The organism is Methanoculleus chikugoensis, assembly GCF_019669965.1.
Classification (GTDB): Archaea; Halobacteriota; Methanomicrobia; order Methanomicrobiales; family Methanoculleaceae; genus Methanoculleus; species Methanoculleus chikugoensis.
The window spans coordinates 1,808,171-1,829,300 of sequence record NZ_AP019781.1; the positions used below are offsets into that span (position 1 = coordinate 1,808,171).

Sequence of the window (21,130 nt, forward strand, 5' to 3'; positions counted from 1 at the left end):
TTCGTTCATCTTTTTTGCCCTGGACCGCGAACCTGAACATGATCGGAGTGACAAACAAGGAGAGAGGGGTGGGCGGGCTTGCCGTCAACACCATCCATACCATGGACTGTATCGAGGGTATGCGGCGCCTGGCGGAGGGGGCCGTCGAGATCATCGTCACGTCGCCGCCCTACAACATCGGGAAGGCCTACAACTCCTACGACGACAAAAAACCCCGCGAGGACTACCTCGACTGGATCGGGGAGGTCGCCGCCGGGGCGGCGCGGGTCCTCGCCGACGACGGTTCGTTCTTCCTCAATATCGGCGGCAAACCCCGGGACCCCTGGATCCCCTTCGACGTCGTCCAGCGGTTCCGCGCTCACTTCGAACTGCAGAACGTCATCCACTGGGTCAAGTCGATCGCGATCGAAAAGGGGGACGTGGGCGACTACGAGAAGATCGCCGGTGATATTGCCGTCGGCCATTACCAGCCGGTGAACAGCGCCCGCTACCTGAGCCAGTGCCACGAGCACATCTTCCACTTCACGAAGAAGGGCGACGTGGCGCTCGACAAACTCGGCGTCGGCGTGCCCTATCAGGACAAGAGCAACATCGGCCGGTGGAAGGCGGCGGAGCGCGACCTCCGCGACCGGGGGAACACCTGGTTCATCCCCTACCGGACGATCCGCTCCTCCCGGCCGCACCCGACCAGTTTCCCGGAGAAACTCCCGGAGATGTGCATCCGGCTCCACGGCTGCCGGCCCGGGACGCTCGTCATGGATCCGTTCATGGGCATCGGGAGCACGGCGCTTGCGGCACTTGCCCTCGGCGCGGACTACATCGGGTTTGAGATCGACCCCGAATACCGGGCAATCGCGGAGAGCCGGATCGCCGAGGTACGCCGCGGAAGAGATCAGGACGAAAACTGACGGACGACATATCCCCAAAACCCCAACGAGAGACAGATGGAGACCCGAATCGCCTTCGCGCCGATCCCATCGCGTCACTCAGGTACCGCCGTTTCCCACCCGGTAGGCACATCTCTCCTCTTCGGCCTCCTTTCCCGCATGCCGCAGGAGATGATCGCTTCGGGCGGCGCCGGCCGGATCTTATCCAGCCCCGGGATCATCGTCTTCTCCTCCATCGGCGACCCCTTCTTCTCAAACGGACGACCGGCGACAACTTCTCCGCGGCCTGGATCGTCGCGCTGTGGCGAAATCCACCGCCGGCCCCCACCAGTATTAATCAAAAATTTAGTCACGACCATGACCATTATATAATCCGGGCGGCATGTAGTCCCTGCCAGAGGGAGAATGATGGAAATCAAGTACGTATCGACGACATGCCCGTACTGTGGCACCGGGTGCGGGTTCAACTTAGTCGTCCGGGACGGCAGGGTCTTTGACGTGGCGCACTGGCAGCGCGCACCCGTCAACGGTGGCAAACTCTGCCCTAAAGGGCGCTATGCCCACGAATTCATCAACAGCCCCGATCGCCTCACGAAACCGCTGATCAAGAAGGACGGCGAATTTGTGGAGACGACCTGGGACGAAGCCTACGACCTGATCGCGGAGAAACTCGGGTCCTACAACCCCGACGAGATAGCCTGCCTCTCCTCCGCCCGGACATCGAACGAGGAGAACTACCTGATGCAGAAGTTCGCCCGGGTGGTTCTCAAGACCCCGCACGTCGACCACTGCGCCCGGCTCTGCCATTCGTCCACCGTCGCGGGCCTCGCGGCAGTCTTCGGATCGGGGGCAATGACCAACTCGATCAAGGACATCGCCGAGTCGAAGTGCGTCTTCGTCCTCGGGTCCAACACCTTCGAGCAGCACCCGCTCATCGGGCGGAGTATCGTCCGGGCAAAGCAGAACGGCGGAAAGGTGATCGTGGCCGACCCGCGCTACACCCCGACCGCCCGGCAGGCCGACCTCTACATGCCGTTCGTCTCCGGCACCGACGTCGCGGTCCTGAACGGCCTGATGCAGGAGATCATCAAGAACGGCCAGGAGGATAAGGAGTTCATCCAGAGGCGCACGAAGGACTTCGAGAACCTCAAGAAGGCTGTCATGAAGGACGACTACAGCCTTGAGAACGTCTCGAAGATCTCGGGCATCCCCGTCGAGAGCCTCAGGACCGCAGCCGAGTGGATCGCGACCGCCGACGTCGCCACGCTCATCTACTCGATGGGCATCACCCAGCACACCGTCGGCGTCGACAACGTCAAATCGACCGCCAACCTGATGATGCTCACCGGCAATCTGGGCAAACCGGGAGCCGGCGTCAACCCGCTCCGCGGCCAGAACAACGTCCAGGGCGCCTGCGACATGGGAGCCCTCCCGAACGTCTACTCGGGTTACCAGAAGGTCACCGACGAAGCGGCGCAGACGAAGATGAAGGAGATGTGGGGTGTCGAGGAGATTGCCGAGGGCAAAGTCGGCTACACCGTCACCGAGATGGTGAACATCCTCGCGGAAAATCCCGGCAAACTCAAAGCGATGTATATCATGGGCGAAAACCCGATGCTCTCCGACCCCGATCTCAGCCACGTCGAGGAGGGGCTCAAGAACCTCGAGTTCCTGGTCGTCCAGGACATCTTCATGACCGAGACCGCCGAACTCGCCGACGTCGTTCTGCCTGCGGCATGCTACGCCGAGAAGGACGGCACCCAGACAAACACCGAACGGCGCGTCCAGCGCTGGAAGAAGGCGCAGGATCCCCCGGGCGAGGCGAAGCCCGACTGGCAGATCCTCTGCGAACTCGGGAGCAAACTGGGCTATCCGGATCAGTTTGCGTTCGAGAGCCCCGAAGCGATCTTCGACGAGGTCGCCGCCGTCACGCCCTCCTACCACGGCATGTCCTACGCCCGCCTCGATCCCGACGGCCTGCACTGGCCCTGTCCGACCGTGGAGCACCCGGGAACGGCGATCCTTCACCGGGAGACGTTCGCCATGCCCGACGGGCTCGGGGTCTTCTCTCCCATCGAGTGGAAACCGCCCGCCGAGGTGCCGGACGACGAGTATCCGTTCGTCCTCACGACCGGCCGCACGATCTGGCAGTGGCACACCGGCACCATGACCCGCCGGTCATGGAGCCTCGAGAAAGAGGCGCCCATCGGCTGGATCGAGATCAACCCCGAAGACGCAAAAGAACTCGGGATCAAGGACGACGAGGTCGTCCGGGCAAGCACCCGGCGGGGCTCGGTCGATATCCCCGCGAAGGTGACACCCGAGATCATCAAGGGCGTCATGTTCATCCCGTTCCACTACAAGGAGCATCCGGCGAACAGATTGACTCACAATGCGCTCGACCCCATAGCAAAGATCCCCGAGTTCAAGGCCTGCGCCGTGAAGGTCGAGAAGATTCCGGAGGAGGCCTGAACATGGCAGAAAAAGGCGATTTACTCTATGCATGGACGACGGACGACGAACTCCGCGAGAAGGCCGAGACCGGCGGGGCGGTCACCGCGCTACTGCGCCACGCCCTCGAGAGCGGCATGGTCGACGCGGTCTTTGCGGTCAGGAAGGGCGCGGACGTCTACGACGCGATGCCGGCCATGATCACCGATCCCGCCGAGATCGGGGGGATTGCGGGATCGCTCCACTGCGGCACCCTGCTGCTCCCCAAGCAGATGCGGCGATGCCTCCTCTCCACCGAGCCGGACATGAGAATCGCAACCGTTCTTAAAGGCTGCGATGTCAAGGCGATCTACGAGATGGCGAAGCGCAACCAGGTCAACCTGGACAACATCATCATCATCGGCCTCAACTGCGGCGGCACCATCCGCCCGGAGACGGCCCGGATCATCGTCCGGGAGAAACTCGGCCTCGATCCGGACGACGTCGTCAAGGAGGAGATCGACAAAGGAAAGTTCATCGTCGTCACGAAGGACGGCGAGCACGCCTCGGTCTCGATCGATGAACTCGAAGAGGGGGCGGAAGACCTCCTCGGAAAAGAAGGCCTCGGCCGCCGGTCGAACTGCCGCCGCTGCAAGATCAAGATCCCGCGCCAGGCAGACCTCGCCTGCGGCAACTGGGGCGTTATTGGGGAGAAAGCCGGGAACGCCACGTTCGTCGAGGTCTGCTCCGAGAAGGGGGCGAACCTCCTCGACGGCGCCCTGAAGGCAGGTGCGGTCGCAACGGAGCCCGCAAACCCGAAGGGTATCGAGATCCGCGGCAAGGTCGAGAACGCGATGCTGAAACTCGGCGACAGGTGGAGGGAACGCTACTTCGGGGCGCTCGGTGAGGGAACGGAGCGCCTGAACAAGATCCGGGAGCAGACAAGCCGGTGCATCAAGTGCTATTCCTGCATCGAGAACTGCCCGATCTGCTACTGCATCGACTGTAGCACGAAGAAGGACTACCTGGTCGAGCCCGGCGTCATCCCGCCGCCGTTCATGTTCCACCTGATCCGGTTCGCACACATCTCCGACTCCTGTGTCAACTGCGGCCAGTGCGAGGAACTCTGCCCCGTGGAGATCTCGAACTCGGTCTTCCTGCACGCCATCCAGACCGATCTTGAGAGGCTCTTCGGGTTCCATCCGGGCGAGGATATGACCCCGCCGGTGCTGGCTCTGGTCGAGGAGACTGCCGAGAGAAGACGTCTTGAGGCGACGGGAAGTGACCAGATCTTCGACATCTTCAGATGACCCGGGCTGAAATCTCAACTATCCGCCCATTTTTCCCCGCCGGGCTTCTTTCCTGCTGCCGTATCCGATTCGATCAGGGTAACGGAACCGGTACGGTGGTGCCTTCCTGCCAACCGTGATGCCTTCTGGGTATAAGCCTTCATAATATCCGTCCGGGTGATGAACCCGGAGAGTTCTCTTGGGTCGTCTGCCGGGACGACGGGCAGGTGATGAATGTCGTGTTCGGCCATCAGATCCAGAGCCTCGCGGAGCGTACAGGCGTGATGCACGGTGAACACACGTGAACTCATGACATCCTCCACCAGCTCGTCATGCTCGCCGTTTATCCGGTTGTCTCTGATATCATCGAGAGCGATCATGCCGACAAGGCTCCCTTTCTTATCGAGCACCGGAAATCCGGTATGCAGCGTCTCGTCAATCAGGTGAAGCACCCGTCCGGCGGTATCTTCGGGCGACACGGCCACAATCCGGTCACGGGGCACCATAACATCGCCCACGTGAATATCCTGAAGGATCTCGATCATATACTCGTCGCGGTGAGCGGGCGACTGTGAACGGTTCGGCACCTGTTCGCGGAAGATGGTGGACTGGCCAATGAGAATAACCGCCACAGAAACGGCGCCCATCGCCGGCACGAGCAGGGAGAAGTCGCCGGTCATCTCCACGACCATGATCATGACCGCGATGGGTGCATGGGAGATCGCACCGAAGAGGGCGATCATCCCGACGATGAAGAAGACCGGCACCGATTCGGCGGGTATGATCCCGGGTAGGGCGAGATGCAGCAGGGAACCGAAGGCGCCTCCCGTCGCCCCCCCAATCACCAGCCCCGGTGCGAAGACGCCGCCGCTCCCCCCGGAACCGATGGTGAGCGACGTCGTCAGGATCTTTGCAAACGGGAGGAAGAGCAGCACCCCGACAGGGAGCATGTTATAGAGCGCGAGTTGCGCAAAACCGTATCCGGTTCCGAGGCTCCCGAGCCCGACGATTGCCGCTTCGGGAGAGAGGGTTGCAAGGGCGAGAACGAACGTGCCGGTGAGGAATGCTCCGGCGAGGGGTTTGAAGTGATTCGGGATCTTCAGGCGGCTGAACACCTTCTTAAAAATCCTGTTTGTCCCATAGAATGTATTTATGTAGATCAGACCGACTGCGGTCGAGACCACGCCGAGGAGGATGAAGAACGGGATCTGGGAAACGTTCCAGGAAGTCACCCCCGGGCCGAAGACCGGTTCAAAGCCTTCAACCAGACCGAAGATGGCGTACCCGATGACAGAGGCTAGAAACGCAGGAACTATCGCTTCGGTCTCGAAATCCTGCTTGTAGAGGATCTCCGCAGCGAGGATCGCCCCTCCGAGAGGCGCCATAAAGATCGTGCCGATTCCGGCGCCGACACCGGTGGCGATAGCAAGCCTCCGCTCACGTGCGGAGAGGCCCAGAAGATCGGCGGCGATCGAGCCGAAGCCGGCCGACATCTGTGCGGTCGGCCCTTCACGCCCCGCGCTTCCTCCCGTCGAGATGGTCAGGACGGCGGTGACTGCTTTGACGAGGGGAACTCGCCAGCGCACTTTTTTTCCTTCGTGAAACGCCTTTATCGCCGCATCCATCCCGTGGCCCTCCGCCTCCGGGGCAAAGGTGTAGACCAGGAGACCGGAGAGAAGCCCTCCGAAACAGATGACGGGGAGGATCATCCAGAGGTGATCAGGAGGGGCCCATTGAGCAATATCCTGGAGATTTTGCCCTTCCTTCGGGAGTTGGAACCCGACGATCCCTTCCATGAAGAATGCAGTTCCCAGTTTCAGCCCTTCGAAAAAGAACAGAGCGCCGAGGCCGGCAATGAGCCCGACGATGACGGCGATAAGTATAACCCTCCTGTAGGGAGTGACGGTTTCCTCGACCTGCATGGAATACAGGGAATATGTTAGCCCAACATTTATGTGATTTGATTGACTTCTCGTGATAGTATATGGGAGGAAGTTATGTGCGTCCGCCGGATTTCCCGGTGCGCCTTCTTCATCGGCATCGCTCCCGGACACCCTGATGGCTTCCCGCGAGAGTGTCCGGGTACCGGTTGCCACCAGAAGCCCGACAGTGACCCTATAGGACGCGATGTCCGGGGAGAGGGCAGACTTGCACCCACAATCGGCGGAGGCCCGGTATATCTGTATCGGCGGGAGGAGCGTGACATCGGATGGGTAATCGGAGGCACCCATCTCCGGGAGAGACAGATGAACGCCCCGTTCTTGAGGGGCTGTCAGTGCAAGATCCCGCGCCCGTTGTCCCCGGTGCGGCTATCGGGACAGACCCCGGAGAGACGGAGCGCACACACGGGTGGGGATGGGTGCCACGGCATCTTCAGGGCTGTTCAAACGGAGGCGCGATCCGGAGGGGGGTGGCCCATTAAACCGAAAAAGAAACGATCTTCTCAAAAAACGCTTTATACTCCCTTCCCACATCCATTCTTGAAGCATATCCCGACGCGCATACACCTACGGCAATTTTACCCGACGCCCGATGCCCCGGCAGAAATGCAGGTAGAAAAACACGGGATCTGCGCGCCCGTCTCCGCACACCAGTCCACAAACTCGCTTCTAACCCCATATATTCTGCGTGGGCGCGCAAGTAATAGCAAAAGCATCGTTTATCGAGATGTGGTGTTTAACGACAGGAATTAACTTAAAGCGGGGATAAACGCCTGAATTTTGGTTATCTTTGGCGCGCACAGCGATCATTTCGAAACCTATTAATAGCACTCTTAAATTACTGATTAACTAGACCTATCCATTCGAATTACTTGATGGTATAGGTAGGACGTTTAGAGAGGTGTATGAAAAATGGTATTCCATCCTCCAGTTGCTATCGTAGCAAAAGCGGGTGATTCCGGAAAGTACAAGGTCGGACTCCCCGCCTGGAACATGGTCCTGCGTGGATTCCTGTCCGGAGCGTTCATCGCCATGGGTGCTGCCCTGGCGACGGTCTGTTCGACCGGCATCCAGGCAACCGACGTCGCGATGCGGTTCGGTGCCGCGAGTCCCGGTATCTCCCAGCTCATTCTGGGTGCCGTCTTCCCTGTGGGGCTTATCATCACAATCATGACCGGTGCTGAGCTCTTCACCGGCGACGCGATGCTCGCCCCCATGGCGGCGTTTATCCACAAGGTCAGCTGGGCAAGCGTGCTCAACCTCTGGCTCTGGGTATATGTCGGCAACCTCATCGGGTCGGTGGTCTTCGCGTACATCATGGCATACGGCCCGTTTGTCAGCTTCGATGCCGCCGGAACCGCAACGCTCACCGCGTTTGGTTTGAGAGCAGTTGCCATAGCAACCGCAAAGACGAGTTACTTCGGTGCTATGGGCATGTGGTCGGTCTTCCTCAAGGGGATCGCCTGTAACTGGCTCGTCAACCTCGCTGTCCTGCTCGGTATCTGTGCCGACGACGCGATAGGCAAGATCGTCGGTATCTGGTTCCCGATCTTCGCTTTCGTTGCCAGCGGGTTCGAGCACAGTGTTGCGAACATGTACTTCATCCCCGCGGGCATCTTCTGCACGGGCATCGACCCCACGAAGGCAGTCGACACAGTCAACTGGGTTGCCATGTGGACCAACAACATCATCCCGGTCACGCTCGGCAACATCGTCGGAGGTCTCTTCTTCGTCGGTGTTCTCTACTGGGTCGCGTTCAGAAAGGAAATTGCAGCCCTTAAGTAACCCTGATTAACGATGCAAATCGGAGATGTCAAAGTGAGGGTGACGGCCGTTGCGCTGGCCGTCTTCCTCTTTTTTGTTATCCTGATCGCGGTGTATGTCTTCTCAACCGGGGATGTATACGCGCTGTATTGGGCGGTTCCGTCGGCTGTCATGCTGCTTCTCATACCCATGGCACTTAACTACATGAGCCAGAAGCAGTATGCGTCGCTGGTGCCGATGTATGAAGCGGAAGCAAAGAACGCCCGAATACGGGAGATTACCCTGAATCGGCTCGGTGAACCGGTGCGCATAAAAGGTGTCGTCGAGCGGGTCTATTTCCAGTTCCTCAACCGGCCGCAGTACCTCGTTGCCGACCGGACAGGTGAGATATCGGTCAAGATGTTCACCTCGCCGACAGAAAACGTGCAGAAAGGGGATGTGGTCGAGGTGCTCGGAACCGTCGTCAAACGCTACATCATGACCGGGGATGCGGTCATCAACTGCGTCTCCATACGGAAGATCAAGAACGATCAGTAATTCCGACGCCCGCAGGGCGTCAAGCAATTCAGTGAAGGGGCGGCGGAAACGGTACGGTTTCCTGCCAGAATCACCTTCGTGTTTGTATTCTAAAACGTCTTTTCAAGCCCGTCGTCTATCGGCGTTGCCGCCGGTTTTTTGTTGAGATCCGCGATATACTCCTCGAAGAGATGGATCCGGGTGCTCACCGGGAAGGGTATCCCGATGGTGCTGATGACCGCTTCTCCTCGCTCGAGCGTCTGAATCTCGGTATCCAGGCGCGAGAGATCCTGTTTTGCGCTGCTTGCTATGGTGTCGCGGTCGCCACGATCGGAGAGCCCCATCACCACGAAGGTGTTCAACTGCGCAAGAACCCGGGCATCGATGTTCTTGGGCTGCTGGGTGACCACGCAGAGCCCCACGCCGAACTTCCGCCCCTCCATCGCGGCTTCCCGGAACGTCCGGGTGCTCCCCGAGCCTGAGCCCAGCACCCGCTGCGCCTCCTCGATGGTGATCAAGACCTGTTTAGGCTCCCCCTCGCCCCCGGCCTCCTCGCCCTGGTGGCTGCGCATGATCCTGCGCGTTATGATCGAGAGGACGAAGAGCTCGCTCTGCTCGCTTATTCCGGGGATGTCGATCAGGACGACCTTGTTCTCGTGGAGCGCCTTCAGGATATCCGGGATCGAGGAACCCTGCCTCCGGAAGAAGTCCCGGTTCCGGTTCATCATGCCGGTGATGCGCCGCTGCATCACCGAGAGCGTGCTCGGCGAGAAGTTCTTCAGGTCGTTCGCAATCCGGGGGTGCCGGCCGGTGTAGGTCTCGGCGTCGAAGGTCGCGAAATCGGTGCTCTGGAAGAAGTCGATCACCTCGGAACCGGGCGTGCTCTCGAGCATCTCCACGACCTCGCGCTGGGGCGGCGAGTGCTCGTAGAGGAGGAGGAGATCGGGCGCCCTGAAGTCGTCGTAGTCCAGGTAGAGCTGGTTCAGGTGGTACTTTCTCCTGAACGACTCAGGCCGGGTGGAGAAGACCTCGAGCCCGTCACGGCCGGCCTGGTAGTGCAGGAGCCCCATGGTAGCCTCTCCGCTCGACGACCGCCCCCCCGCTACGTACTCGCCGTGCGGGTCGACGATGAGGAGCCCGAACTCCCGCGCCTGCATGCAGGAGGCGCAGAAGACCTTCATGAAGTTGCTCTTCCCCATGCCGGTCGTCGCAAAGACACCCATGTGCTGACGCATCACCTGTGCGTGGAGCGCCACCCTGACGTCCTTCATGACGCCCTGGCCGGTCTTCATCACGCCGACCTCGATCTCGCCCATCACCTGCGCGAGGAACGCGAAGTCGCGGGACTCCGGGCGCTCCACACGGGAGAACTTCGCAGGAAGTGTCCGGGGTTTGCGGAAGGCGCCGTCACCCCCGACGTACCCGAGCGGCATCGCCTCGACGAGGATGAAGACATCCTCTCCTATCCCGTAGAAGTGCTCGGTATGAGGGCGGGTGTCCCACTTCGGGTCGGAGAAGTTGCAGTCGTGGAGGAGATCGGTCACCTTGGCAAAGAACGTCAGCCCTTTGACACTGTCCGTGATCTTCAGCACGTCCCCGAGATAGAGTTCCGCGTCGTGGGGGGCGGCAAACCGGTAACCGAGCACCCGGTCGCCGATCAGGCGGTACTTCGAGGCGTCATCGCCGTTAATATCGGTCAAACTCATCATGATAGTCACCAAAGATGCCGGTATAGTCGGCAAGGGTCATGCCGAGCCGGTCCATGTCCCGGATGATGTCCTGGCGGACCTGCTCGACCGCATCCTTCCCGATCTTGGTGGTGAGGTGCGCGTCGAGGAGCGGGTAGGGGTAGCCCGTGACGCGCCCGTCGTCGGCGTAGGCCGCGAGCGCCGAGAAGACCCGTTCGACCTTCTCCGGGCTGTAGAGCGCGGGGATCTCCACCTTGAACGCCCGTTCCGCCCGCGGATGCAGCCGTGCGACGTACTGCTCGCCCCGCTGCTTCCAGGAGTCCGTCTCCCGGCGGTCGATCAGGCCTTCGGGGGTGGAGACGCAGAGGTACCAGGGTCCGGGGACGCCGAGGTCACGTGCAAGCCCCTCCGCTGCCGGGACGATCGGGTGTCCGTCGCCCCAGGTGAGCGACGTCCGTTTCGTCACCGCGGCGATGAGCACGCCCCGGAGATTGCAGAGGTTCAGGAGTTTTTCGACGACCTCGCCGTGGCTCGCGTGGCGAACCTGGAGCGTGCCGTCGAGGACGATGAGGTCGCCGGCATCGAGCTCCGCGGCCATCTCCGTCGCCGCCCAGAACTCGAGGGTATCCCGTATGACGGCGGTGTTCCGGACCGGGTCGTCGTGGTCGAGGGGCACCTTCGGGGCGCAGTGGAAGCAGTCGTGATAGATCTCGTCGAAGTCCTCGTTCCCCGTCCCGGGGTTGACCGTGACGATCTGGAGAGGCGTCGTCCGGTGGTGGAGGCGTGAACCGCCCGCGTACGAACTGACCGATGCCCGGACGGCGGCAACGGCAAAACTGCCTGCATCGAGGATGACGGTATTGCTCCCGTCCACCGCGCAGATCGCCCCGTCAAACCTGGACGGGCAGCGGCGGTACGACGATGCATCGAACCCCCCGGCAACCGCGAACCGTCCGGCAAGGTCGGGCGGGGAACACTCGCGAATCCGCCCCGCGATTCTCCGGATCGCGTCCCGGTAGACGGCATTCGGATCGGTCATTCGAACTCCCTGACCTGGCTCGCCTGATCTCTGCCCATCTCGACCATCAGCGTCGTCGAGAACTCGTCCTGGACCTCGGTGATGTGGGATATCAGGAGGATCTGGGGGAAGTGGGCCTCCTGGGTCCGGAGCGCCCGGAGAAGGTTGCTCCGCCGTCCCTCGTCCTGGCTCCCGAAGATCTCGTCGAAGATCAGGAACGTGGAGTCGTGCACCTCGTTCACCTCGGCGAGGAACCGGGAGAGCGCCACCCGGAGAGCGATGGCGATGTCGTCCTGTTCTCCGCCGCTGAACCGCTCGGCCGGGTAGTCGTCTCCCATGTCGTGGACAAGGACGGTGAAGTCGTCGTCGAGCATCACGGTGCTGTAGCGCCCGTCGGTGATCTCTGAGAGCACCCTCCCCGCCTCCTCCTCGATCCGGTCCCTGACCACCTGGAGGAGGTGATCGGTATACTCCTTGATCATCGACCGGGTCAGTTTCAGGCGGGCGATCTCCTCGGTGAGCGCTTCCTGCTGCCGGAGGAGGTCGTCCGCGCGCGAGAGTCTCCCGGTCTCTTTCTCGATATCCATCTTGAGGCCGTTTATCTTGAAAGCAACGGCGGATCGCTGCTCCCGCGCCGCGAGGAGGTCTCGCTCGCACTTCAAGGCTCGCTCCTCTGCTGCCGTGACCGCCTCTTCGCTGAACCCGAGCCCTTCGGCGGCCTCCACGACCCGGAACCGTTCGGCCTCCCTCTTCGCGAGGAGGCCCTGCTTCGCCTCCAGCGCCTCGACCAGCCTCGGGACCTCTTCGAGGCGGACGCGGAGTTCGAGCGCCCGATGATGCGCCGCCTCAGCGCGACTGAACTCCTCGCTCTGGCGTGCGAACCGGTCGGGGTCGAACGAGAGGCGGGTGAGTTCGTCCCGGATAGCCTGCAGCCTCCCTTCGAGTGCGGTGATCCGTGCGGAGACGTCCTCCAGTTCCTCTTCCAGCGCCGGCCGCCGCGTGAGCCGGGCCTGCGCCTCCGTGTATGCCCGCCAGGACGGTTCGAGCGCCTGCGCCTCGCTCTCCAGGTGCTGCCGGACCGCCGGGTCGAACCCGAGCCGGGAGATCTTCGCCTCAACCTCCTCTTTTCGGACGAGATACTCCTCAACGTCGGCGATGAGTCGCTGCCGTTCCTTCTGGAGGACGGGGAGGCGGCTGCACTCGCCCCGGAGGGTATCGGCCGATGTCCGCTTCTCCGAAAGGGCACGGATCCGCTCCTTGAGAGCGGCGTGCGCCGCCGGGTCGTACCCCTCCATGCCGAGCGTCCGCATCGCCGCACGGTGACCCTCCGCCTCGGCCCGCCACCGCTCTCCGACGCTCGCGCTCTGCTCATACCGGGACGAATAGAGCGCGTGCTGCTCTTTCAGGCGCTGGGAGACGGTGCGCTGTTCGTAAAGATCCTTCAGCGCGGCGCCGAGGCTCTCCCGGTCGGCGGTCGCCCTCGCATACCCGCCCTCAAGATCGGCGAGCGTCTTCTGCATCGCCGCGGCGGCATCTGCAAGATCGCCGAGCAACTGCTCGTAGTGGTCGCCGAGGCCCTGGTGGCACGTCGGGCACGACCCCTCCGGGCCGGCGGCAAGGATCTCCGCCCGGTGTTCGGCAAGCCTTCGGATCTCCTCGCGGAGCGTCTCCTGCCGCTCGGCGCACGCGCTGATCCGCGAGGTCAGGTACTCTTTCCGGCTCTCCGCAGATTCGATCTCATCTTCGATCGAGCCCATCCCGGCAAGCTGCCGGGCAAGCCCGGCAATCTCGCTCTCGAGGAGGCTCATCTCTTCGGAAGCCGCGTCGACCTCCCGCAGGCACCGCTCCTCCTGGCGGGCGAGTTCCTGGGCCCGGAGAAACACCTCCTCGCGGGCCAGGAGGGCGTCGTACTCCCCGATCTCCTCTTCGAGCGCGCGGAGGCGTTCGACCTTCTCTTCGATCCCTTCGATCTCCGTCCGGTTCTCCCCGACTCGCCGCTCGATCTGGGCGAACCGCTCGTCCATGCGCGCGAGGTCTTCGCGGAGGGCGTCGTACTCCGGCTGGAGTTCTGTCATCGCAGCGATGCGATCGCGGAGTGCCTGCCACTCCCCGACGTCCCGCTCGAGATCGGCAACCGCCTCTTCGTCCCCTGCAAGCGCGGCGAGTTCTGCCTCGATCTTCGTGCGGCGCTCGCCGTACTCCCGGACCTGCCCCTCCGCGGTCTTCGCTTCGAGGTTCAGGCGGTCGGCGAGCGCCTTCTCCTCGGCCATCGCGGCCGTCTCGGCTTTCAGGCCCTCATACCGGTCGGCGAGGGGAGCGAGTCCTTCGAGTTCGGCCTGCAGCCGCTGCCGTTCGGCTATCTCCCCCTCCGTCTCCCGGCACTCGCTCCGGAGCCGCTCGATCTCGGCCGCGAGCACCTCCCTTTCCCGCGCAAGGTGCAGGTAACGCTCGCGCACGGAGAGCTGCCGATCGCGCTCCTTCCTCGCACGCTCGAACACCTCCGCGGCAGCCGTCTCTCTCCCCAGGGCCTTCTCCGCCTCCTCCTCCACCCCGGCGAGCTCGGTGCGGAGCGCTGCAAGGCGGCCGCGAACCTCGTCGGCATCCAGTTCCTGGAGCCGGCCGGAGAGCTCGCGGCAGTTCCCTTCCCGGGCATCGACGATCGATTTGAGGTGCTCCATGCTGTCCTTCTTGAGGTAATCGATGCCCAGCACCTGCATGAACCAGTCCTTCCGGGACCCGGCCCTGCTCTCGAGCAGGGCAAGGAGTTCCTTCTGCCCGGCGTAGATGGTGTTGCGGAAATCGCCCGGCCCCATGCCGACAACCCGCTGCACCTCCTCTCCCACTTTCTGGACGCTGCTCGCGAGGAGTTTCTGGTTCAGGTAGAGGTTTGCCTCGTGGAGCGTCGAAGAGGGGCGGCGTTTGAATCTGCGGACGACGGCGTACTCGTTGCCGCCGACCGAGAAGTCCAGGCGAACCTCGCAGACGTCCTGCGGCCCCGCAAAGGAGCTGACGATGTAGTTTCCGTCGAGCCCCGTCCCCTGCAGACCGTAGAGGGCAAAGAGGACGGCGGAGACGATGCTGCTCTTGCCGGTCCCGTTGTTCCCGACGATCCCCGTGATGCCGTCCTGGAAGACGATCTCCTGGTCGCGGAAGCGCTTGAAGTTGCGCATCCGGAGTTTATTCAGCAGCACGCTCTCCCTCTTTATGGTGCGCGATGACCGACCGGAGGACCTCCGTCCCCGTCTTCTTCACGAACTCCTCGTCGCCCGGGGCGAGGTGCTCCTTCTCCACGAACCGCTCGAACTCGGCGACGTAGTCGATGCCGACGAGCGAGTCTTCGTAGAAGATCCGGGACGGATCGTCGACGGCCAGCACCTGCAGCTTGAGGTCCAGCGCACGGTTCCGGATATCCTGGAGCGCCTTCTGGTCGAGCGCGCGAAGCGTATCGCGGCGTATCCCGTCGAGCGTGACCTGGCAGATAGCGTGGTGAATCTTTTGTTCATGGTTATCGGCAGCATCGAGGATGCCGTCCACGACCTCTCTGGCCGAGAGCCCGTCGCAGTTGATCCTGCCGAGGCTGAACATCGGCGTGCGCGGAAGATCGATATGCTCGACCTCTCCCGACGCGAGGTTCACGGCGAGGCCGCCCTTCTCCTCCGCGATCTCGCCGTAGTTGCAGTGTTCGAGCGACCCGCTGTACCAGGCGTTGTCGGCGACCTGCACCTGGTTGTGGTAGTGACCGAGCGCGATGTAGTCGAACCGGTCGGAGAGGATGGTCGCGTCCAGTTCGTGTTCGGCGACGGTGTGCAGCCTTTTATCCGAGAGAATACTTGCAAGACCGTGGGTGACGAGCACGTTCTTGCCGCCGGAAAACTCAATCCCCTCAAACGCCCTCCGGTAGCCTTCCACCTCGAGCATATTCGGTATCAGGTGAAAGACCGTATCTCCCAGTTCCACTCGCCGGTAGCGGTTGTGGTGGGCGACGTAGAGGTCGGTTGCAGCGTAGCCGCCCCGCTCAAGCACCTCGAACGGCGACGCCGTGTATCGGGTCTTCGCCATGCTGTGGTTGCCCGCGACCACGAGCATCGGGATCCCCGCATCGTGCAGACGGGAGAGAGCGTCGAGCGCCGTCGTGTAAGCGCGGGTCTTCGGCTTGACCTGGTGAAAGAGGTCGCCCGCGTGGACGAACACGTCAGGGCGCATGGCGATGATCCGGTCGATGGCAGCAAGAAAGTTGTCGTAGATGAGTTGTTCGCGCAGGTTCATCCCGGTCTCCGGATCAACCCGGTTAAAAGCCGCTAATCCGAGATGCGTGTCTGCCAGGTGAACGATCTTCATGCCCAATTAGTCTCCGTGTTCCTTGAGTATAAATGCCTGATCTGCGCGGCGCGAATGTATCCGGTACCGGACCGGTTTCCGGAACACGCGTAATCTAATATATCCTCGCTGATATTTGTATGGTGATCTCGTGTCAAAAAGGGCCGTAGATGCAGTTTTTCAGGCACTATTCCTCCTATCCGACGTCCGGTTCCTGCTCCGGGAGACAGCTCCCGGGCATGACCTTGACGAGGTGCAGAAAGCGCGCGCCGCAACAACCCTCGATAAGGTGAAACGGCAGGTTGCAATCCTCGAAGAGGAGTTGATCCGGTGAAGTGCGCGGTCGATATCGAGTCCCGCGACGTCGAGGAGATGTACATCAACATCGACCCCATCCAGGCGGGCGGGCGGCTCACCGCAGAAGCCATGAGGGCAGCGATAGCGTACGGGGACGGCTACTCGGTCTGCGACAACTGCCGGAACCCTCCCCGGCTCGACTATATCAAGAACCCACCCATTGCGCAGTACCACGCGGATCTCGCTGCGTGGCTGAATATGGACACGGCGCGGGTCGTCCCCGGCGCCCGCCGGGGGTTCCAGGCGGTCGCCTCCACGCTTGTCGAGAAGGGCGACCCGGTCATCCTCACGGCGCTCGCCCATTACACCGAGTTCATGGCGGTTGAGGCGGCCGGCGGGATCCCCCGGGAGATCCCGAAGGACAAGAAGAACCATATCACCCCCGATGCCGCGGCAGAGAAGATCGAGGCGGTGATCCGGGAGTTCTCGAAGACGCCGCCCCTGCTCTTCGTCGACCACGTCGACTACCAGTTCGGGAACGTCCACGACGTCGCGGGCATCGCGAAGGTCGCCCACCAGTACGACATCCCGGTCCTCGTCAACGGGGCCTACACCGTCGGGATCATGCCCGTCGATGGGAATGCGCTCGGCGCCGATTTCGTGGTCGGGTCGGGGCACAAGAGCATGGCGGCCCCGGCGCCTTCAGGCGTCCTCGCGACGACGAACGAGCACGCGGAGCGGGTATTCCGGACGACGCAGGCGAAGGGAGACGTGACCGGCCGGACGTTCGGTCTCAAAGAGGTCGAGATGATGGGCTGCACCCTGATGGGGGTCACCGTCGTCGGGATGATGGCCTCGTTCCCCCGCGTCCGGGAGCGCGTAAAGCACTGGGATACCGAGGTGGCGCATTCGCAGGCGGTCGTGGACGCCCTCCTCTCCATCGAGGGGACGAAGGTCCTCTCCGACTACCCGCGGCAGCACACCCTGACCCGGATCGATACCCGCGAATCCTTCGATACAGTAGCACAGCAGCACAAGAAGCGCGGCTTCTTCCTCTCGAGCGACTTAAAGAAGCGGGGCATCACCGGCGTCATCCCCGGCTCCACCAGGGTCTGGAAGTTCAACACCTTCGGGCTGACGGAGAAGCAGATCCGGCACGTGGGGGAGGCTTTCCTCGGGGTTGCCCGGGAGAATGGGCTGAATATCATCTGAGGGATATCCCCCGGAATTCAATTTTTGAGTGGGTTTGGGCAGGCCGTGGCGCTATTGTCGTAAAGATCCTGGGCAAACCAGTGAGAACTTGCCGTAGTCGATCAAAAGCCCGGTACAGTGGACCGTGGGAGTATCGCCACGCAGGGGTGGGGCCGACGGGGAGGGGGTCTCCCCCTCCCCTGTCTCTACTACGCAAAGGAGATACCTATAACCCCCACCCCACCCGGCCTTCGGCCTCCTCCCCCGCCCCTTGGGGCGGGGGCAGTGCGTGGCGATAGCCGATGGAAATCCGTGCATGGATTATGCAGATTAAGAGAGAGTGAAAGTTTTCCAGGAACAATCGTGGATTAACACGCATTCAATGGCTGAGAATCCCATCACCCAACCTCCTCAACCACCCCGTTCTTCGCCCGAAACCGCCGCACCGCCCCCGCCGCCCGTTCCGCGAGCCCCCCCGCATTGATCTCCTCCTCGATCTTCATGATCGTCTCCGCGGGCGCCGCAGTCGAGGGGTAGCGGGGGGCGACCGTGCACCCGACGTCTCCCGGGTGGGCCTCGAACGTTCCAATAGCACGTGCGCGGTCGACGACCTCCTCCTTGTCGAACCCGATCAGCGGCCGGAGCACCGGGACCGTCGCCGCAGGAGCAATCACCGCCATGTTCGCGAGCGTCTGGGACGCAACCTGCCCCAGGTTGTCGCCGCTGACCAGAGCGGCGGCTCCCCGCTCTTCTGCAAGGATACTCGCCACCCTGAGCATGAACCGCTTGCAGAGGACGCACCGGTAGCGCGGCTCTTTCAGTGCCGTGATCGCCGCAAAGAACGGCTCCATCTCCACGACCAGGAGATCGAGAGTGTGCCCCGGAACCCAGCGAGAGAGCCGGGCGTGGTTCTGCAGGACGTTCTTCTCCGCATCCCCACCCCCGAACCGCCCGCCGTGCATGTTAACGTGCACCATCCGGCACCCCCGGCGCATCATCAGCCACGACGCGACCGGCGAGTCGATCCCTTCCGAGAGCAGGGCCATCACCTCGCCCTGCGTCCCGTAGGGAAGCCCGCCCGGCCCTGCGATCCTCTCGTCGTAGACAAGGCCGCCGTATTCCCGGGCTTCCACGAATATCTCGTAGTCGGGCGCCGTCAGGTCGACCCTCGCCTCCGGTATCCGGTCGAGGACGGCCGAACCGACCGCCGCCGCAAGTTCCTGGCTGCTGAACCCCTCGACACCCGACCGGCGCGCCCTGACCGCAAACGACATCCCGGGCCCAAGATTCCTCTCTGCATACTCGACCGCCGTGACCGCGAGCCCCTCGATATCCGCCGCGGTCACCGTGCAGACGCTCGCGCTCACCACCCCGAAGGTCTTTGCGGCCGCCACCGCGATCCGCCGGGGCTCGTCGCCGTAGATCATGATCCGCCCCCGGTAAGTCTCGATACGATGGGTGAGCCCCTCAGCCTCCAGCGCAAGGCCGATATTCCCCGTCATTATCGATATGTACCGACGCTTTACCGTCTCGCTCTTGAGGAAGATCTCCCCGTACCTGACCATCACCGCTTCCACGAATCCGCACCTCCTTCCCGGTAGCCGCCGGAGGCTATCGCTACGTCCTCGAACCCGAGTTCCTTCACCGCACCGAGCAGTTCCTCAAGCCTCCGGCGGTGCGCCGGGTCGGCCTCGACCAGGGCCCGGGCGCCGCCGGTGCACCGGACGCGTATCGTTCCCGGGATCTCCCGCGCGAGGAGAGACTCTGCCGCCGCGACGAGCGCGAGGCACTCCCGGGTGACCGGCTCGCCGGTGGGGATGCGGGTTGCGAGGCACGCGGACGGCGGGCGGACGGGAACCCCGAGTTCGCGCGCAAGGGCCTCGATCTCCGCCTTCCCCATGCCGCACTCGGCAAACGGGCTCCTGATCCCGAGTTCGGAGAGCGCCCGCATCCCGGGCCTCTCCGCGGGCCGATCGTCGGCGTGGGTTCCGTCGACCACCGTCCGGCAACCCTGGCGGCGTGCCTCCGCCAAGACCGCCTCCATCATCGCCCGCTTGCAGACGTAGCACCGTTCCGGCCGGTTCTCCCGGACAGCGGGGATCTCAAGCATATCGAGCGGTGTCACAATGTACGGAACCTCCAGGCGCTCCGAGAGTCTGCGCGCCGCCGCGAGCTCTCCCGGCGGGGTAAGGCCGGTATCGACGCTGATCGCGATCGCCTGAACCCCGTGATGCCGGGCGAGGCCCAGCAGAACCGAACTGTCCGTTCCACCGGAGAGCGCGACCGCAACGGGTTCATAGGATTTCAGGAGTGTATCAAGCCCGCGAACTCTCGTCATCTGCTCTTCATATGCTCGCTCGTTCTAGATGAATGTTCGCGAATCGCGCCAATTCCCGGTATCTGCACGAAGAGCAAATGATTTTTAACAGAGGCACTCCGAATGTGTAATGATATGGCGAAGAAAGCGAGTGCCAAACAGGCAGAACCCATGAAACTCTTCTATATTTTTTACAATCAGGAGCGCTGGGACAACTGGATCAAGACGCTGGAGGAAGCAAATTTCGAGCCAGCCGAAGGCGAGGAGGTCTCGGAAGGCGAGCAGATGCTCTTCAGCTTCACCGAGGATATCACCCTCTCGGTCTTGAAGATCGTCCGTCTCTACCAGAACGGCCGGTTCACGAAGGAGGAGGCCACGGAGAAACTCGACGACGTCGAACTGATCGTCATGACCGGGCTCCCCGAGGGCGAACTCGAAGATATCATCGGATCGTTCCAGCTCTCCCTGCTGGTGCTCTTCACCGCCTGCCGGAAGTACCTCGAGGGCGAGTTCGACAAGGACATCAAGACCCTCGTGAAGAAGGGCAAGAGTATCGACGAGGAGAACCTCGAGGAGGCGCTCGAGGTTGCAGCGAATATCGGGGCCGCCGTGGTCGACGGCGCCACCTGCTGCGCGAAATACATCAAGGACAACGTGGAGAACCCGTCCCTCTTCGACGAGTGGCTCATCGAGGTCGAGACCATGAGCAACGCCATGAAGTCGCTTGCGAAATTCGACGAGGAGCCCGGCGAGGCGTCGTGATTGCGGATAAAGCCCGGTTCCGGGCAGCACGGAAACTTGAGCGGGCAGCAGGGTTCCGGCTCCCGGACCATGTCTTCTCGGGCGCGTTTCTTGAGTCGCTCGGGAAGGCAATCGATTTCGAGAACCTCGACCGCCGGACGCACGAGCAGCTCCTGGCCTTTTTTCGCGACTTCATGGACTGCAAGTGCAAGAACGCACCCTTCTGCGGATGCCCGGAGAGGAAGTTCACCTTGACCATCATCGAATTCCGGGAGCTGGGGCTCGATCACCGCCAGATCAGCGCCCACCTCCTCGACGAATACGGGATCGACCTCTACCCTGCCGACATCCTGAGTTTCCTCGAAGACTCCGTCCACATGCTTGAGGCGATCCGGGACGTCGCCGAGCTGCAGGGGCGGGAGAGACTGGCGGAGAACGCCATCGAGCATATCAAGAAGATCGAGCATTAGACCCGGTCCTGTTCGCGGTGCCGGTCAAGATCTCTTCTTTCCCCGGTCAATCTCGAAGTACCTGTCAGGAAGCATATACCCGATGAAGTAGTTCAGCCGCAGGGTAACGTTCTCCCGGTAGGAGAGGTCCAGACCGTTCATCGGGAGTCCGACGACTGCGCCGCCGGGGAAAGACTTACATGTCGAGGGGCGAAACCCTTTCCGCCGCCGGAGTCCGGCCCCCAGCCAGCGCCATCTCCGTGAACCTGGAATATCCCGCATCTCA

Annotated in this window: 17 protein-coding genes; 9 read left to right on the forward strand and 8 right to left on the reverse strand. The window is 62.4% G+C overall.

Annotated features, from left to right (window positions below; translation table 11 throughout):
- Positions 1 to 38 precede the first annotated feature (38 nt).
- Positions 39 to 908: a DNA-methyltransferase gene (locus tag MchiMG62_RS09110; RefSeq protein WP_244987661.1), complete on the forward strand. Its 870-nt coding sequence runs from the start codon at positions 39 to 41 to the stop codon at positions 906 to 908.
- A gap of 74 nt (positions 909 to 982) precedes the next feature.
- On the opposite strand, the gene MchiMG62_RS09115 is transcribed toward MchiMG62_RS09110, so the two are convergent.
- On the reverse strand, positions 983 to 1,252 hold the full coding sequence (locus MchiMG62_RS09115; protein ID WP_221056682.1) for a hypothetical protein: 270 nt from the start codon (positions 1,250 to 1,252) through the stop codon (positions 983 to 985).
- A 43-nt stretch (positions 1,253 to 1,295) separates the two neighbouring features.
- Here MchiMG62_RS09115 and fdhF point away from each other — a divergent pair, with 43 nt between their 5' ends.
- Positions 1,296 to 3,359, forward strand: a complete 2,064-nt coding sequence (fdhF, locus tag MchiMG62_RS09120; RefSeq protein ID WP_221058738.1) for a formate dehydrogenase subunit alpha — start codon at positions 1,296 to 1,298, stop codon at positions 3,357 to 3,359.
- A gap of 2 nt (positions 3,360 to 3,361) precedes the next feature.
- Positions 3,362 to 4,627, forward strand: coding sequence for a Coenzyme F420 hydrogenase/dehydrogenase, beta subunit C-terminal domain (locus MchiMG62_RS09125; protein WP_221056683.1), 1,266 nt, complete (start codon positions 3,362 to 3,364; stop codon positions 4,625 to 4,627).
- Positions 4,628 to 4,641: 14 nt separating this feature from the next.
- On the opposite strand, the gene MchiMG62_RS09130 is transcribed toward MchiMG62_RS09125, so the two are convergent.
- Positions 4,642 to 6,528 (reverse strand): chloride channel protein, encoded by a 1,887-nt coding sequence (locus MchiMG62_RS09130; RefSeq protein ID WP_221056684.1) that lies wholly within the window; start codon positions 6,526 to 6,528, stop codon positions 4,642 to 4,644.
- Between the two features lie 930 nt (positions 6,529 to 7,458).
- Between MchiMG62_RS09130 and MchiMG62_RS09135 the strand changes: the two genes are divergently transcribed.
- Both MchiMG62_RS09135 and MchiMG62_RS09140 read left to right on the forward strand, forming a co-directional pair.
- Positions 7,459 to 8,331 (forward strand): formate/nitrite transporter family protein, encoded by an 873-nt coding sequence (locus tag MchiMG62_RS09135; protein ID WP_221056685.1) that lies wholly within the window; start codon positions 7,459 to 7,461, stop codon positions 8,329 to 8,331.
- 12 nt (positions 8,332 to 8,343) lie between these two features.
- On the forward strand, positions 8,344 to 8,847 hold the full coding sequence (locus tag MchiMG62_RS09140) for an OB-fold nucleic acid binding domain-containing protein (protein WP_221056686.1): 504 nt from the start codon (positions 8,344 to 8,346) through the stop codon (positions 8,845 to 8,847).
- An 89-nt stretch (positions 8,848 to 8,936) separates the two neighbouring features.
- Here the strand turns inward: MchiMG62_RS09140 and MchiMG62_RS09145 are convergent, their stop codons facing one another.
- From MchiMG62_RS09145 to MchiMG62_RS09160, 4 genes are read right to left on the reverse strand one after another with little or no spacing between them, the layout of a single operon-like run.
- Complete coding sequence (locus MchiMG62_RS09145; protein WP_221056687.1) at positions 8,937 to 10,535, reverse strand: ATP-binding protein; 1,599 nt, start codon at positions 10,533 to 10,535, stop codon at positions 8,937 to 8,939.
- Positions 10,513 to 11,553 carry a DNA double-strand break repair nuclease NurA gene (locus tag MchiMG62_RS09150; RefSeq protein WP_221056688.1) on the reverse strand — a complete coding sequence of 347 codons (1,041 nt, stop codon included), beginning with the start codon at positions 11,551 to 11,553 and terminating at the stop codon, positions 10,513 to 10,515. The genes MchiMG62_RS09145 and MchiMG62_RS09150 overlap by 23 nt, the downstream gene beginning before the upstream one ends.
- A complete protein-coding gene (locus MchiMG62_RS09155) occupies positions 11,550 to 14,723 on the reverse strand; it encodes an AAA family ATPase (RefSeq protein WP_221056689.1) in 3,174 nt (1,057 codons plus the stop codon). The genes MchiMG62_RS09150 and MchiMG62_RS09155 overlap by 4 nt, the downstream gene beginning before the upstream one ends.
- Positions 14,710 to 15,870, reverse strand: a complete 1,161-nt coding sequence (locus MchiMG62_RS09160; RefSeq protein WP_221056690.1) for a metallophosphoesterase family protein — start codon at positions 15,868 to 15,870, stop codon at positions 14,710 to 14,712. The genes MchiMG62_RS09155 and MchiMG62_RS09160 overlap by 14 nt, the downstream gene beginning before the upstream one ends.
- Before the next feature lie 130 nt (positions 15,871 to 16,000).
- Between MchiMG62_RS09160 and MchiMG62_RS09165 the strand changes: the two genes are divergently transcribed.
- Positions 16,001 to 16,183: a hypothetical protein gene (locus MchiMG62_RS09165; RefSeq protein ID WP_054847779.1), complete on the forward strand. Its 183-nt coding sequence runs from the start codon at positions 16,001 to 16,003 to the stop codon at positions 16,181 to 16,183.
- Positions 16,180 to 17,358 (forward strand): O-phospho-L-seryl-tRNA:Cys-tRNA synthase, encoded by a 1,179-nt coding sequence (gene pscS / locus MchiMG62_RS09170; RefSeq protein ID WP_221056691.1) that lies wholly within the window; start codon positions 16,180 to 16,182, stop codon positions 17,356 to 17,358. The genes MchiMG62_RS09165 and pscS overlap by 4 nt, the downstream gene beginning before the upstream one ends.
- A gap of 377 nt (positions 17,359 to 17,735) precedes the next feature.
- Here the strand turns inward: pscS and thiI are convergent, their stop codons facing one another.
- On the reverse strand, positions 17,736 to 18,914 hold the full coding sequence (gene thiI / locus MchiMG62_RS09175; RefSeq protein ID WP_221056692.1) for a tRNA uracil 4-sulfurtransferase ThiI: 1,179 nt from the start codon (positions 18,912 to 18,914) through the stop codon (positions 17,736 to 17,738).
- A complete protein-coding gene (gene larE / locus MchiMG62_RS09180) occupies positions 18,902 to 19,675 on the reverse strand; it encodes an ATP-dependent sacrificial sulfur transferase LarE (protein WP_221056693.1) in 774 nt (257 codons plus the stop codon). Before larE ends, thiI begins: the two co-directional genes overlap by 13 nt.
- A gap of 114 nt (positions 19,676 to 19,789) precedes the next feature.
- On the opposite strand from larE, the gene MchiMG62_RS09185 reads away from it, so the two are divergent.
- Together MchiMG62_RS09185 and MchiMG62_RS09190 are read left to right on the forward strand one after the other, a co-directional pair.
- Positions 19,790 to 20,416, forward strand: coding sequence for a DUF2150 family protein (locus MchiMG62_RS09185; protein ID WP_244987662.1), 627 nt, complete (start codon positions 19,790 to 19,792; stop codon positions 20,414 to 20,416).
- Positions 20,413 to 20,865 carry a DUF5814 domain-containing protein gene (locus MchiMG62_RS09190; RefSeq protein WP_221056695.1) on the forward strand — a complete coding sequence of 151 codons (453 nt, stop codon included), beginning with the start codon at positions 20,413 to 20,415 and terminating at the stop codon, positions 20,863 to 20,865. Before MchiMG62_RS09185 ends, MchiMG62_RS09190 begins: the two co-directional genes overlap by 4 nt.
- The last annotated feature ends 265 nt before the right edge of the window (positions 20,866 to 21,130 follow it).

Coding starts and splice junctions, on each gene's coding strand:
- MchiMG62_RS09110 (WP_244987661.1), top strand. CDS start 39: ATGATCGGAGTGACAAACAAGGAGAGAGGGGTGGGCGGGCTTGCCGTC.
- MchiMG62_RS09115 (WP_221056682.1), bottom strand. CDS start 1,252: ATGGTCATGGTCGTGACTAAATTTTTGATTAATACTGGTGGGGGCCGG.
- fdhF (WP_221058738.1), top strand. CDS start 1,296: ATGGAAATCAAGTACGTATCGACGACATGCCCGTACTGTGGCACCGGG.
- MchiMG62_RS09125 (WP_221056683.1), top strand. CDS start 3,362: ATGGCAGAAAAAGGCGATTTACTCTATGCATGGACGACGGACGACGAA.
- MchiMG62_RS09185 (WP_244987662.1), top strand. CDS start 19,790: ATGGCGAAGAAAGCGAGTGCCAAACAGGCAGAACCCATGAAACTCTTC.
- MchiMG62_RS09160 (WP_221056690.1), bottom strand. CDS start 15,870: ATGAAGATCGTTCACCTGGCAGACACGCATCTCGGATTAGCGGCTTTT.
- MchiMG62_RS09140 (WP_221056686.1), top strand. CDS start 8,344: ATGCAAATCGGAGATGTCAAAGTGAGGGTGACGGCCGTTGCGCTGGCC.
- MchiMG62_RS09150 (WP_221056688.1), bottom strand. CDS start 11,553: ATGACCGATCCGAATGCCGTCTACCGGGACGCGATCCGGAGAATCGCG.
- MchiMG62_RS09145 (WP_221056687.1), bottom strand. CDS start 10,535: ATGATGAGTTTGACCGATATTAACGGCGATGACGCCTCGAAGTACCGC.
- larE (WP_221056693.1), bottom strand. CDS start 19,675: ATGACGAGAGTTCGCGGGCTTGATACACTCCTGAAATCCTATGAACCC.
- MchiMG62_RS09130 (WP_221056684.1), bottom strand. CDS start 6,528: ATGCAGGTCGAGGAAACCGTCACTCCCTACAGGAGGGTTATACTTATC.
- MchiMG62_RS09135 (WP_221056685.1), top strand. CDS start 7,459: ATGGTATTCCATCCTCCAGTTGCTATCGTAGCAAAAGCGGGTGATTCC.